12 protein-coding genes and 2 rRNA genes are annotated in these 13937 nt (G+C 36.2%); all 14 read left to right on the top strand.

All coding sequences use genetic code 11. From position 1 onward, the window contains the following. Positions 1–138: ribosomal RNA gene (locus GKP30_RS05640) — 23S ribosomal RNA — on the top strand; the annotation flags it as partial. 350 nt (positions 139–488) lie between these two features. Continuing rightward, a 5S ribosomal RNA gene (gene rrf, locus GKP30_RS05645) occupies positions 489–604 on the top strand. Between the two features lie 733 nt (positions 605–1337). Further along, on the top strand, positions 1338–2186 hold the full coding sequence (locus tag GKP30_RS05650; RefSeq protein WP_407928594.1) for an MBL fold metallo-hydrolase: 849 nt from the start codon (positions 1338–1340) through the stop codon (positions 2184–2186). Between the two features lie 445 nt (positions 2187–2631). Then, positions 2632–3024: a thiol-disulfide oxidoreductase DCC family protein gene (locus tag GKP30_RS05655; RefSeq protein ID WP_216828450.1), complete on the top strand. Its 393-nt coding sequence runs from the start codon at positions 2632–2634 to the stop codon at positions 3022–3024. Between the two features lie 19 nt (positions 3025–3043). Then, positions 3044–3952: a TIGR01777 family oxidoreductase gene (locus tag GKP30_RS05660; RefSeq protein ID WP_216828451.1), complete on the top strand. Its 909-nt coding sequence runs from the start codon at positions 3044–3046 to the stop codon at positions 3950–3952. Between the two features lie 270 nt (positions 3953–4222). Further along, positions 4223–4600, top strand: coding sequence for a spore coat protein (locus GKP30_RS05665; RefSeq protein WP_216828452.1), 378 nt, complete (start codon positions 4223–4225; stop codon positions 4598–4600). 383 nt (positions 4601–4983) lie between these two features. Beyond that, a complete protein-coding gene (locus GKP30_RS05670) occupies positions 4984–6201 on the top strand; it encodes a NupC/NupG family nucleoside CNT transporter (protein WP_216828453.1) in 1218 nt (405 codons plus the stop codon). A 254-nt stretch (positions 6202–6455) separates the two neighbouring features. Continuing rightward, on the top strand, positions 6456–8195 hold the full coding sequence (locus GKP30_RS05675; RefSeq protein WP_216828454.1) for a sensor histidine kinase: 1740 nt from the start codon (positions 6456–6458) through the stop codon (positions 8193–8195). Positions 8196–8204: 9 nt separating this feature from the next. Beyond that, positions 8205–8936, top strand: a complete 732-nt coding sequence (locus GKP30_RS05680; protein WP_216828455.1) for a LytR/AlgR family response regulator transcription factor — start codon at positions 8205–8207, stop codon at positions 8934–8936. 140 nt (positions 8937–9076) lie between these two features. Next, positions 9077–10519 (top strand): carbon starvation CstA family protein, encoded by a 1443-nt coding sequence (locus GKP30_RS05685; protein ID WP_216828456.1) that lies wholly within the window; start codon positions 9077–9079, stop codon positions 10517–10519. 201 nt (positions 10520–10720) lie between these two features. Beyond that, positions 10721–10873, top strand: coding sequence for a hypothetical protein (locus GKP30_RS05690; protein ID WP_216828457.1), 153 nt, complete (start codon positions 10721–10723; stop codon positions 10871–10873). A gap of 514 nt (positions 10874–11387) precedes the next feature. After that, positions 11388–11807: a universal stress protein gene (locus GKP30_RS05695; protein WP_216828458.1), complete on the top strand. Its 420-nt coding sequence runs from the start codon at positions 11388–11390 to the stop codon at positions 11805–11807. Positions 11808–12229: 422 nt separating this feature from the next. Next, complete coding sequence (locus tag GKP30_RS05700) at positions 12230–12397, top strand: hypothetical protein (RefSeq protein WP_216828459.1); 168 nt, start codon at positions 12230–12232, stop codon at positions 12395–12397. Between the two features lie 353 nt (positions 12398–12750). Further along, positions 12751–13710 carry a 6-phosphofructokinase gene (pfkA, locus tag GKP30_RS05705; RefSeq protein WP_216828746.1) on the top strand — a complete coding sequence of 320 codons (960 nt, stop codon included), beginning with the start codon at positions 12751–12753 and terminating at the stop codon, positions 13708–13710. The last annotated feature ends 227 nt before the right edge of the window (positions 13711–13937 follow it).

Raw genomic sequence — 13937 nt, forward strand, 5'->3', positions numbered from 1 at the left:
GAAGCCCCCCTCAAGATGAGATTTCCCATTACGTCAAGTAAGTAAGACCCCTTAGAGATGATGAGGTTGATAGGTCTCGGGTGGAAGCGTGGCGACACGTGGAGCTGAGAGATACTAATCGGTCGAGGACTTATCCAAAAATGAAAGGCGGAAATGCCTTGTTCAGATTTGCAGGCGCTTACGCTTCAAAAGGCGAAGTGGTAACTTCAACTGAAGAAGTGAAACGACACAAAAATCTAGGCATTGAAGCTAGACAAAATTAATAAAGCGTTGAATTCATCTAGCACATTATCCAGTTTTGAGAGAACCACTCTCAACATTATAACGATTTTCAGAAGCAGATGTTGATTTAAATCCAATAATAAAATTGTTAGAAGCGAGTAGGTCGAGGAAGCAAAATTTTGAGGAGTGGAGCGTATGTAATAATACGTGAACGCCGCAAAAATTGCAGCTGACGAAGAAATTCGCCGTTTATCAAAATCCGAAAGTCTAGTGGCGATAGCGAAGAGGTCACACCCGTTCCCATGCCGAACACGGAAGTTAAGCTCTTCAGCGCCGATGGTAGTTGGGGGCTTCCCCCTGTGAGAGTAGGACGTCGCTAGGCATAAAGCACAATCCAAATGGGTTGTGCTTTTTTAATGCAAAAAAACTGAGTAAGCTACAGACTATGAAGAGCTTTTGGCTGGAAGAGACAACGCTTCGAAAGGAAAGCAAATAACGGGAGCAACATGAAATAGCAGCGAGGGGAGTAACATCAAGACCCCCTGTGAGAGGAAACCTTTCTTTTCGTAGAACAATTATGAAGGATCATCGAAGAAGTGGCGACATGGAAAACGTCCCCGTAGGAAAGAAAGGTTTAAAGGGACGTCGCTAGGCAGGCACAATCTAAATAGATTGTGCCTTTTTAGATTTATGGGGTTTTATTTGCTTATTATTACTTAAAGGCAGACTCTTATTTTTTTGAATATGCTCAATACAATGAGCGCAACAACCCTTTTCACCATCGAATTCATACCGAATTCATACCACACATTACAAGCAACGTTTATGTAAAACGTTATTTATTAGCAAGTCATATCCATAGTTTGTAAAAACCTTTTCGATCTTCATAACTGCCTCCTCGCATGCATGTTATATGCCCAGTATATGACAGTAGTAGGCTTTAGTGTATTCCTAAAAGAATACTTTCTCATCATTCTTATGTACTGAACTAATATTTCAATATCCTCATATTCTTGAGTCATTTATTGGTTACATAAATCATCATCAGAAGTTGTATATTATGGTTGTTATGAAAAGTAATCAGAAATGAGGAACTCAATATGGAACAACAACCAATGACATATGGGGCAGATTATAAACCTATACCAGCTATTTCAGCGACAAGTGGAGAAGGTGTAGAAGTATTACAGGATCTTTATTGTTATAATGTTCGAATCGTAAATATTTGTTTAGTAGGTAATCCTAATGGGAATAATTTTATTTTAGTTGATGCTGGTATGCCTGGTTCTGCTAATGAAATTATAGCTACTATTGAAGAACGCTTTGGTGCTAATAGTCGCCCAAAGGCAATTGTATTAACTCATGGTCATTTTGATCATGTTGGGTCCATTTTAGAATTAGTGGAGCATTGGAAGGTATCAGTATATGCGCACCCTTTAGAGTTACCTTATTTAACAGGTAAAAAGAGTTACCCTGAACCTGATCCAACAGTAGAGGGTGGAATCATAGCGAAACTATCATCGCTTTTTCCGAATGAGCCTATAAATTTAGGAAGTCACGTACAAGCCTTACCGTCAAATGGAATGATCCCCGGTATGGAGGGTTTCTGTTGGGTTCATACACCTGGTCATACCCCTGGACACGTTTCTTACTTTAGGGATCATGATGGAACACTAATTGCAGGTGATGCCTTTGTTACAGTTAAACAAGAATCTTTATATTCGGTCTTAACGCAAAAAAAGGAAATAAGTGGTCCTCCTCGTTACTTTACGCCAGATTGGAAAGCTGCATGGGAATCAGTTAAAAAACTTCAAAGATTAAGACCGTCCGTTGCTATTACTGGCCACGGATTACCGATGATGGGGGAAGAGTTGTCGACAAGTTTAAAAATGTTGGCCGATAATTTTGGACGGATCGCTGTTCCCGATTATGGGAAATATGTAGGGCAACAACTTAAGCATTAATAGCTGGATTTTAGAGAATCGCAGTCCTCACAGTTAATACCAGAGTGAAGAAAGTAGTCATACTATCGTGTTTTTTATACAATTCGGGCATTGGAATCACTACTTTAAGTGATCCAATGCTAATTTTTTACTGATCATTTTTCTGAACATCATCTTTGGGAAGCTATTAGAAAAGAGGACAATTCCCTTAGAATTTCTCAGTGTTAATGAAAAAATTATGTTCTAAACTGTAATTTGATACGCATGTCTCCCTTTGTCCAATTCTAACAATTATTCTATTATTTTGTGAAAAGGGGAAAAGAGTAATTATAGGAACCGAATTAATGATAGATAATTCTACATTCTAATAATTTTAATTGGATTTTTTTGTTACTTGGGATTATATGTTAAACTTATAGTACAATCAGGGTGAACTAAAAAGAATAGGGAAAAGATGGTGAACGTTATGAGCGGGATTATTTTATTCGATGGGGTTTGTAATTTTTGTAATCATAGTGTTCAGTTTATTTTAAAAAGAGACCAGCATGGTTATTTTAAATTTGCCTCACTTCAGAGTGAAGTGGGGCAAAAGTTACTAGATGAATATCGTTTACCACATGATATGAGCAGCTTTGTGCTAATTGACAATAATAAACCATATATAAAATCTAGCGCTGCTCTCAAAGTTTGTCAGTATCTAGATGGACCATGGAAGCTCTTGACTGTTTTCCGTTTAACTCCAGCACCTATTAGAAATATTGTTTATAATTTCATCGCCAAAAATCGCTATCGCTGGTTTGGTAAAAGAGAAAGTTGTATGCTTCCATCACTAGAACAACGAAGTAGATTTCTAGACTAATAGGGGAGGATTTGGTTAAATGAGTAAAAAAATTGTGTTGGCTGGTGGTTCTGGTTTCTTAGGTATGTCACTTGCTCAATTCTTATTAGAAAAAGACTATGAGATTGTTATTCTTACAAGAGGACAATCAATGTCAACTAATGGAATACGTTATGTTCATTGGGATGGGGTTCGTTTAGGTGACTGGCAAAAAGAGTTGGATGGTAGTTACGCAATCGTCAACTTTACTGGAAAGAGTGTTAATTGTATATATACGAAAGCTAACAGGGACGAAATAATTGCCTCAAGGATACAGTCTGTTAAAGTCTTAAGGGACGCAGTAATAAATAGTAAACAACCACCTCAAGCATTTATTCAAGCTGGTTCATTAGCTATTTTTGGTGATACACGTAAAGTATGTGATGAAAACTCACCATTTGGAGAAGGGTTTTCTGTAGAAGTATGTAAGCAGTGGGAAGAAGAATTTTATAAAGAGACATTACCAGATACACGACAAGTTTTACTGCGAATTGGTTTTGCATTAGGAAAAGATGGCGGGGCACTTGAACCATTAAAAAAGTTAGCCAAGTTTAATTTAGGCGGAACAGTAGGGGCAGGTAAACAATATATTAGTTGGTTACATATAGATGACTTAAATGAGATGTTTCTTGAATCGATTGAAAATGTTAGTTACTCTGGTATTTTTAATGCGACTGGACCAAATCCAGTTACAAACAAAGAGTTCATGAGAATATTAAGGAAGGTAATGGGGAAAGGGTGGAGTCCACCAGCACCAGCACCTTTTGTATGGCTAGGTGCCTATTTCATCATGAGAACTGAACCCAGCTTGGCTTTGACAGGTAGAAACTGTATACCAGAAAAATTACAAAAACACGGATTTAACTTTAAGTTTACAGATCTTGAAAAAACGTTGCAAGACTTAATATAGTGTGAGATGTTTACAGAAATCTAAAAGGAAATCACTCCACTTCAAAACTCATTCACAATGAATGGGTTTTTTTTAATCAACTTTGAATAACTTCCTTAGTCGTTGCCGAAAATTCCACGCATAGTGATAAGCCCCTATACAGAAGATAAAAAATTTTAGGCTTTTATCCTCCTTTTCAAAAAATCAACATACGCCTTGTGCTGTTGTCCATAACAATCTTGGACATTTCACATATGGTAAACTATCACGAATAAAGGAGGAATTAACCTTATGAGTAATAATATTGAAGTAGAAGCTGCAAATGTAAATAAAGAAATTCAAAGTTCTGAAGAGTTAATTCACATCATGAACTCTTGTGATGTAACAGTAAATACAACAGATACGAAAGCAGCCATTTCATTACAAGCTTCTTTACAAGCTGTAATTGCGTTAATCATTAACATTTCAATTGCAGATAGCAGTAAAGCTGATAGCATTACACAAGAGTTATTACAAACCTCTAAAATTAAACAACAAACGGTACAGAAAATCGTCATCGATGGCTCTCAAAACGTTGATGTAACTACAACAGACACACAAATCGCTGCAAACATTCAAGTTCTAATTCAATTATTAATTGCGTTATTAGGCGAATTGGACATTGGGTAATTGCTTTCTTAGAAAGGGCTGGCACATTTGGTGTCAGCTTCTTATTGTAGATTTTAGCTTACATTTCAAACCTTTCAACTTACTTAATGATTATGATACTACCAAAAAGCGATAAAAACATAAAAACTATTTCTTAATAGCTATTTACTCATAAAAAATAACCATTTATAATAGTTTTGGTGACAGACGTCAGACATCCTACAACGTATTATTTTGTTATCCCAAAAGGTAGTAAACAATTTACAATTTTGTATTAGTAATCACTAATATGTTTGCTTTTATTCTAATGGTTGAAACCGTTTTCCAATTGGGATTACATCGTTCTGTTATCTCAAAACTAGTAAACTATATCATTCACAAAAGTTTAGAAAGGTTAGTGTTTTATGAATTTTTTATGGGGTATTTTTGGAATTTTAACAGTATTTTTTATCGCTTATCTTTTTTCAACTAATCGGAAAGCCATTAAATTACAAACGATATTAGGTGGTTTAGCGATCCAGCTTACGTTTGCTTTTATCGTATTAAAATGGGACATGGGACGTGCAGCACTTCAATGGTTAACCTTAAGAGTATCAAATATTACGGGGTATGCTAATGAAGGAATAGACTTTCTCTTCGGCGGTTTATTTGTAGAAGGGTCAGGTATCGGCTTTGTCTTCGCTTTTCAAGTTTTAACAGTTATTATTTTCTTCTCTGCACTCATTTCTGTGCTTTATTATATGGGAATCATGCAATGGCTGATTGTACTGATTGGTGGTGCACTCGCCAAGATTTTAGGAACAAGTAAAGCAGAATCCATGTCCGCTGCAGCTAACATCTTTGTCGGTCAAACAGAAGCACCTCTTGTAGTTCGACCGTATTTAAGTAAGATGACCAATTCAGAGTTATTTGCTGTTATGACGGGTGGACTTGCGTCTGTAGCTGGATCAGTATTAATCGGTTACTCATTATTAGGGGTACCATTAGAGTATCTATTAGCAGCAAGCTTTATGGCAGCACCAGCAGGTCTAATTATGGCGAAAATGATTATACCAGAAACAGAAACGATTCAAACTACAGATGATATTAAAATTGAGAAAGATACAGAATCGGTCAATGTTATTGATGCCGCAGCGCGTGGAGCAGGTGTAGGTCTTAAATTAGCGCTTAACGTTGGGGCGATGCTACTTGCGTTCATTGCGTTAATAGCTTTGATAAACGGGATCTTAAATGGTGTTGGCGGATGGTTTGGATTTGAAGGGTTATCACTTGAAGCGATTTTAGGGGTTCTATTCGCGCCAATCGCATTTGCAATTGGTGTCCCATGGTCTGAAGCATTAGCTGCTGGCAGCTTTATCGGACAAAAGCTTGTCTTAAATGAGTTTGTTGCTTATGCATCATTCGCTCCAGAAATTCCACAATTAACTGATAAATCTGTTGCTGTTATTAGTTTTGCACTATGTGGATTTGCTAACCTAAGTTCAATGGCTATTTTATTAGGTGGTCTTGGTGGACTAGCTCCAGAGCGACGAAGTGATATCGCACGTTTTGGATTACGAGCAGTATTAGCGGGGGCACTTGCTTCATTACTAAGTGCCGCTATTGCTGGAATGTTACTTTAATTCAATGAGAAACTACTTACCTTCTAATGATGTTTATCCTTAGAAGGTTTTTTTTTCGTAACATCATATTGTCTTTACCGTTATTTAACAGGCAAAATTTAAGGAAAAGGATGGAAGAATAACTAGTAGCTTGACATAAGGTTTTAGATGAAAATTACAAAATCAATAGCATTTCAATATTTAGAAATTTACAACAAATGTGTGTATACTATCAAATAGCATATGAATATTAGATTTTTATAGGGGTTAGGACTATGTGGGAACTTTTATTTGTTATGATCGAAAGACTGGGCATTATAATTGCCGTAGCATTTGTTTTAACGCGATTAAAATTCGTTCGTCATTTAATTGAAAAACAAGAAATCTCAAAGTCACACAAAATTGCTGTAATCGTTATTTTTGGGTTATTTGGAATTATCGGGACCTATTCTGGTATAACGATTAATGTTTCTGATGCATCATATAGTCGCATTGTTGTTGATGTGGGGGAAAACGAAGCGATTGCTAATTATCGAGTCATTGGAGTCGTTGTGGCTGGATTGCTCGGTGGTTGGGCAGTTGGATTAGGAGCTGGAATTATAGCTGGGGTTCATCGTTTTCTATTAGGAGGTTTTACTGGTCTAGCTTGTGGTTTATCAGCAATTATATCGGGTTTAATTGCAGGTTATTTTTATAAAAAAACAAAAGATCGCAACAACATCGTTTCGATAAAAACAGCTCTTTTTGTTGGGATGGGAGCAGAAACGGTTCAAATGGTATTAATCTTAATTATTGCAAGGCCATATGACCAAGCACTAAGACTCGTAGAAAGTATCGGGATTCCTATGATCATTGCGAATGGAATTGGTACAGCTATCTTTATTTTAATTATTCGCAATGTCATTCAAGAAGAAGAAAAGATGGGCTCTCTTCAGGCTCAAAAAGCACTTAAGCTTGCGGATCTTACTTTAAAATACTTAAGAAGCGGTTTGTCAAAGCAATCTGCACAACCGACTTGTGAGATTTTATTAAATGAAATTAATGTAGATGCTGTATCAGTAACCAATAAAGAAAAAGTGTTAGCCTTTGTTGGTGAAGGTGAAGACCATCATTTAGCCAGCGAGGAAATAAAAACAGAAGCAACTAAGCGCGTTTTAAGAGATGGACAACTAGTGATCGCTCACTCGGGTGAAATTCGATGTAAGGATATGAATTGTTCCCTTAATGCAGCAGTAATCGCTCCACTTAAACTAAAAGATGAAACAATCGGTACTTTGAAATTTTATTTTAAATCTGAAAAGCAAATTTCTCCAATGGTCATTGAATTAAGTAAAGGTCTCTCTACCTTATTAAGCCATCAACTCGAGTTGTCGGAGGTTGAGCGTCATTTAGAACTTGCCAAGCAGGCGGAAATTAAAGCATTGCAAGCTCAAGTTAGTCCTCACTTTTTATTTAACGCTTTAAATACAATTGTGGCGCTAATTCGAACCGATCCAATGAAAGCAAGAAAGCTATTGATCTCACTCTCTCATTTCTTTAGACAAAACTTAGCTGGGACAACAGCAACTGAAACGACACTCGAAGATGAATTAAGACATGTTAAGGCCTACCTATCAATTGAAGAGGCAAGGTTTGCCGATAGATTGTCGATATTATATGAAATCGATGAGGACGCCCTTCATTACAAAGTCCCTCCAATGACGTTACAGCCGATTGTAGAAAACGCGATAAAGCACGGTGTGAAACAATTAACTAATGGTAGCTGTATTATAATTCAAATAAAAAAGTATGGTGGAAAAGTAAATATTACAGTGAAAGATAATGGTATTGGCATTCCAGAAGAAAAATTTCTGCATCTAGGGAAGGAAAGTGTTAAATCTGAAACGGGTACTGGGATTGGCCTATATAACTTAAATCGTCGATTAGAGATGATGTATGGAAACGGAGCATCACTTAAAATTGATAGTAATCTTAATGAAGGTACGAGTATATCGTTTACGATAGGTAAAAAGTGAGGTAGTAGAATGAATAGGAAAATTAAAACGATTATTATAGATGATGAGCCTTTAAGCCGAGACGAAATGAAATATCTATTACAAAACTACAGTGATATAGAAATTGTAGCAGAGGCTGATTCTGGAGAAAAGGGCCTTGAAATGATTATGATTAAAGAGCCTGATGTTGCGTTTATTGACATTGAGATGCCGCAAATGTCGGGATTAGATTTAGCACGTACACTTCAAAAGATGAAGAAGATTCCACTTATTATTTTTGCAACAGCTTACCCAAATTACGCAGCTAAAGCTTTCCGCGTCGATGCGCTAGATTATCTTCTAAAGCCATTCGATGAGGACCAGTTGAATGAAACGATGAAAAGGATAAAAAAACGATTAAACCGAGAGGAGAAAGCTGAACAAGTCAGTCCAATTGCAAAGCTGGCAGTGGAGGACGAAGGCCGTATCGTTTATTTATCTCCAACTGAAATTGTTTATTTATATCGTGAGGAAAGAGAGACTATTATATGTACGGAAGACCGCAAATTTAGCTTGAAGACACCAATTAAAGAATTAGAGGAGAAGTTAAAAGGTTTTCCTTTTTTCAGAACTCATAAAAGTTACTTAGTTAATCTTGATAAAATTGAAGAGCTAATTCCTTGGTTTAATGGCGCCTATCAGTTGAAAGTCGAAGGAAAGAAAGATGAAATTCCTGTTAGTCGTAACTATGTAAAATCATTAAGGGAACGTTTGGAGCTTTAATTCTTACCATATAACCTTAAAAACTTACATGTTAACATCCTCATTCAACATGTTGGACAAGTTTTCGTCACAATTTGTTCAAAGATGCTAGAATAATAACATAATGAAAACGCATTCACAAAAGAAAGAGGTGTTCATAAATGTTTACATTTTTAATTGCGATTGCACTTTTAATAATTGGTTATTATACGTACGGAAAGCTAATCGAAAGAATTTTCGGTGTAAAAGAGGCACGACAAACACCAGCTTATAGTATGAAGGATGGTGTTGATTATATCCCAATGGGGACAAATCGTAACTCATTGATCCAGCTATTAAATATTGCTGGGGTTGGCCCAATTTTTGGTCCAATCATGGGTGCACTATATGGTCCAGTTGCTTTTATCTGGATCGTCGCAGGTGCTATTTTTGCGGGGGCTGTTCATGATTATTTAACAGGAATGATTTCCATCCGCAATAAAGGAGCGCATTTACCACAACTTGCTGGGAAGTTTTTAGGAACAGGTATGAAGCATATCGTAAATGCTGTTGCAGTACTTCTTTTACTTCTAGTTGGAACCGTTTTCGTAACAGCGCCTGCTGGTCTATTATTTAGCTTAATGGATGGAGTTATTGCATTAGGGATTATTACGGGAGCTATTTTTATTTACTATATTGTAGCTACATTGTTACCTGTTGATAAAATTATCGGAAGAATTTATCCAATTTTAGGAGCACTTCTATTAATTAGTGCGATTGGTGTAGGTGGTATGCTGATTATAACAGGTGCACCAATTCCTGAACTAACATTACAAAATATGCACCCTACAGGAGCAGCGATCTTCCCATTATTAATGATTACAATTGCATGTGGTGCTATTTCTGGGTTCCACGCAACACAGTCACCGATTATTTCAAGAACATTGCAAAATGAACGAAATGGTCGTAAAGTCTTTTATGGAATGATGATAGTAGAAGGTATTATCGCGATGATTTGGGCAGCTGCAGCGATGAGTCTTTTCTACGGACAGGATTTAAGTGAATTAATCGCTACAGGCGGTGCGGGTCTAGTAGTAAGTGAAGTTGCCTTTACATTATTAGGTGCTATCGGTGGTACCTTAGCTGTACTTGGTGTTATCGTATTACCAATTACATCTGGAGATACAGCGTTCCGTTCGGCTCGAATGATTATCGCAGAATATATCAATTTACCACAAATTAAAATTCTGAGTCGTTTATGGATTGCGGTACCGTTATTCGTAATCTCATTTATCTTAACAAACATGGATTTCACGTTACTATGGAGATATTTCGGTGTAACGAATGCCGCAATTAGTGCAATTGCATTATTTGTTGGAGCAATGTATTTAGCTATTCAGTATAAATTCCACTGGGTGGCAACGATCCCTGCGACATTTATGACAATGGTTGCTCTTACGTTTATCTTTAACGCACCAATTGGATTTGGATTACCAATGACAACATCTTATGTAGCAGCTGCTATCGGTACGGTAATTATTCTTGCATTGTTTGCTTATAAGTTAAAACTAAACCGTGCAGAGGCAGAATTTAAAATTGATGCTGACGAAAAAAAAGCAGCATAATTTTTAGAAAGACCATTTAAGTGTATTGCACCCTAATTGTTAGACACACAATCTAACAGTTGGGGTGTATTTTTATAGGTAAAATTACTAGGAAGACAAATTACATGCTGTTGTTTGTTACTTAAGTGGAAACAAGTATATAAAAAAGAGAATAACAAATGATATACATGACAAAATAGGAAAAAGATAGGGGTGAATATTTTGAGCAAATCAAAAAAAGACCAAAAACCTAGTACTAATAATGTCCAAGAGGGTATGGAAAATGCGTCAAATGATCAGATGATTGGTAATGAAGAAGCAACGGCTCAAAATGATGGGTTTCGTTACGACTATGATGATTCATCGGATCTTTAGACAGTTCGTTTAAAATGTTGGACTGAATATTCATACTGAATTAGGTAAATTTATGAAGAGTTGGGTGGAAACCTATTGACTATGTAAGCGTTTTCATTTATAGTTGAAGTAGGCAGGATAGCAATTGTGGCTATCATAGTATTCAGCGTAGGTGGGGCTAATACTAGTACAAGGAGAAGTGATATCTTTTCGCTGTAACTCCTAATGTTTGAAAAGTACTGTAAGTGGAGAAGATGTCCTTTTCCTTACCTTATAATAAAAAAATAATGTCTGTTTCCAAAAAAACCTATTGAAAGCAGTAGGTTTTTTTGTTTGTAGAACATTACAATAACCTACATCTACGTTGGTAAGCCTTTTAAACCTAATGTAGTGATTATTTGAAAGCCAGTAGTATATTTTTTTATTATTCGAAGTGGTAGTTTAATGTAAATAATAAAGTTTTGAAAATGGGCTAATTTTTTGATATTTTATTATTAGAATATTCAGTTATTTTTATTAGGAAGTAGGGGATTAGATGTTTCAACAAGTACTTTTAGCTGCAGATGGCTCCAAACACTCCATTCGTGCAGCTGAAAAAGCCGTTCAATTGGTTAAGACCCAAGCAAATAGTTTAGTTGAAGTCATCTACGTCATTAATAGCTCTACATCTAAGGCAGATGTTCTTCATTGTGATGACCCAAAGCAAATCGAACAAACACGGAAAGAAAAGTTAAGGGACATTATTCATCTTTTTAATATTGAAGGAATTAAACATCAAGTTAAAATATTACGGGGTGAGCCTGGTCCAACAGTTGTCCAATACGCAAATGATAAAAACTTCGACTGTCTTGTCATCGGGAGTAGAGGACTAAATGCATTACAAAGCATGGTATTAGGAAGTGTCAGTCATAAGGTGGCCAAAAGAGTAAAATGCCCTGTGATGATAGTAAAATAGAATATATAACAGCTCACTTGTATAAAATTACTTGTATTGTTTTTATTAAAGAACGACGTGATTGCTATTGGACCGATTATTAATCATAAGCTTGGACCATCACTCTTTACGGAGCCAGGTGGTTAAATAAATTTGTACATGTTGTTGATAATCGCTGATTTTGGGGTTTGGTCCAATAGCAACAAAGTTCTTGCTGTAATTTCAAGGTTCCATATTCAAACTGTATTCCAACAAAAAATATGTATTTTCTAATACAATAGAAATAAGTATAAATTAACGTATAAGATTTTAAAATGTGACAAATCTGTGTTATAGTACAATAGTACATACCTCTAATTCCTCTTTTTATGTTCCCATTCAAAATATTTCCAGGATATGAATTCATCTAAGAATATATAAAAAACTATAGAAAGGTGGATACGATGAATAATGAAGATTATTTAAATGTTGAAGAACTTAAGCAAATTGAACAACTAACCGAACGTATGGTGAAGAATGCTTCAGAAGATGAACTCAAGCGCTGTATTACTGAGATTACTATGATCAAAGAACGAGCAAGACTCCGTCAGCTACAGATGACCGATAAGTAAAAAGGACAAAGGAAAAGGCTGACCATAAATGGCAGCCTTTTTCGATTCCCTTCCTACAAGGAACCTCCATATGAAACTGTATTCATTTTACAATTGAATGAGGAATGTTACAAGTATTTCAGACTACTTATTCAAAGTATTGTAGATTACTTCGTTTAATGACTAGTAGAAATTGATTTTTAAAGATACTTTAGTTTTTTTAATGAATTTTAAATAACATTAAAGAAAATACTAATTTGTATATGATGGTAAAAACCCCCACTTTAGTGCCGCACTTGAAATAGAATTACACTAAAAAAATCTAAAAACAACTAAGTATACAAAAACAGCTAGACTAAAAAGGAGTGGTCATTCTGAAACGGATTGCCGTTTTGACAAGTGGTGGTGATTCACCAGGAATGAATGCTGCGATACGCGCAGTCGTTCGAAAAGCACTATTTCATGACCTAGACGTATTTGGAGTTTACCGTGGATATTTAGGCCTAATGGAAGGTGACATTCAACCATTCCACTTAGGTTCTGTTGGTGATATCATTCATCGTGGTGGTACGATATTACATTCTGCCAGAAGCGAAGAATTTAAAACGAGTGAAGGGCAGAAAAGAGCGGTGAAACAACTTCAAGATCGGGGAATTGATGGACTAGTCGTTATCGGCGGGGACGGGTCCTATCGTGGTGCAGACAAGCTTGTAGAACACGGTATTGCAACGATTGGTGTTCCAGGAACTATTGATAATGATATCGCTGGAACCGATTATACAATTGGTTTTGATACAGCACTAAATACAATCATTCAAGCTATCGATAAAATTAGAGATACCGCTACATCTCATGAACGCACATTTTTAATTGAAGTAATGGGAAGGCATGCGGGCGACTTGGCTCTATGGAGCAGTTTAGCAGCAGGTGCAGAAACAATCTTAATTCCAGAAATACCGTACGACATCGATGAAGTGGTCAAGAGATTAGAACGTGGGACGAAAAGAGAAAAAAAGCATAGTATTATTGTTGTAGCAGAAGGTGTTGGGAGTGCTATTGAAATAGGTGAAGAACTTAAAATAAAGACCAACCTTGAACCTAGAGTTACTGTGCTAGGACACCTTCAAAGAGGCGGACAACCATCTGGATTTGATCGAGTTCTCGCGAGTAGACTTGGAGCATATGCGGTTGAATTATTACTAGTAGGGAAAAAAGGATTAGCTGTTGGACTTGAGTATAATCGTCTAGTCCATTATCCAATAGCAGAAGTTTTACAGCAAGAGCATACAATCGATGAGAGTATGTACGAGCTGTCGCATCATTTATCAATCTAATAGAACAAGACTAAGGGGGAAATAAACAGGCATCTTGTGTGTATAGCCCCGTAAAAATCATCCATATTTTCATTAAAAGCATATTATTGATTTAGTAAAAACTATGGTGCTACTTAGGCCTCTGGACACTAGATAGACGAAAATCTGTATCTTGTAAGGTATAGCTTTCGTAATACCATTTAAATATACAGACAATAAAATGGTGCTTTTGGTAGTAGTGATGAAAT

It is taken from the genome of Alkalihalobacterium elongatum, assembly GCF_019024285.1.
Lineage (GTDB): Bacteria > Bacillota > Bacilli > Bacillales > Bacillaceae_F > Alkalihalobacterium > Alkalihalobacterium elongatum.

Excerpts from the sequence above, each read along its gene's own strand:
- GKP30_RS05650 (WP_407928594.1), top strand. The coding sequence starts at position 1,338 with ATGACATATGGGGCAGATTATAAACCTATACCAGCTATTTCAGCGACA.
- GKP30_RS05655 (WP_216828450.1), top strand. The coding sequence starts at position 2,632 with ATGAGCGGGATTATTTTATTCGATGGGGTTTGTAATTTTTGTAATCAT.
- GKP30_RS05660 (WP_216828451.1), top strand. The coding sequence starts at position 3,044 with ATGAGTAAAAAAATTGTGTTGGCTGGTGGTTCTGGTTTCTTAGGTATG.
- GKP30_RS05665 (WP_216828452.1), top strand. The coding sequence starts at position 4,223 with ATGAGTAATAATATTGAAGTAGAAGCTGCAAATGTAAATAAAGAAATT.
- GKP30_RS05670 (WP_216828453.1), top strand. The coding sequence starts at position 4,984 with ATGAATTTTTTATGGGGTATTTTTGGAATTTTAACAGTATTTTTTATC.
- GKP30_RS05675 (WP_216828454.1), top strand. The coding sequence starts at position 6,456 with ATGTGGGAACTTTTATTTGTTATGATCGAAAGACTGGGCATTATAATT.
- GKP30_RS05680 (WP_216828455.1), top strand. The coding sequence starts at position 8,205 with ATGAATAGGAAAATTAAAACGATTATTATAGATGATGAGCCTTTAAGC.
- GKP30_RS05685 (WP_216828456.1), top strand. The coding sequence starts at position 9,077 with ATGTTTACATTTTTAATTGCGATTGCACTTTTAATAATTGGTTATTAT.
- GKP30_RS05695 (WP_216828458.1), top strand. The coding sequence starts at position 11,388 with ATGTTTCAACAAGTACTTTTAGCTGCAGATGGCTCCAAACACTCCATT.
- GKP30_RS05700 (WP_216828459.1), top strand. The coding sequence starts at position 12,230 with ATGAATAATGAAGATTATTTAAATGTTGAAGAACTTAAGCAAATTGAA.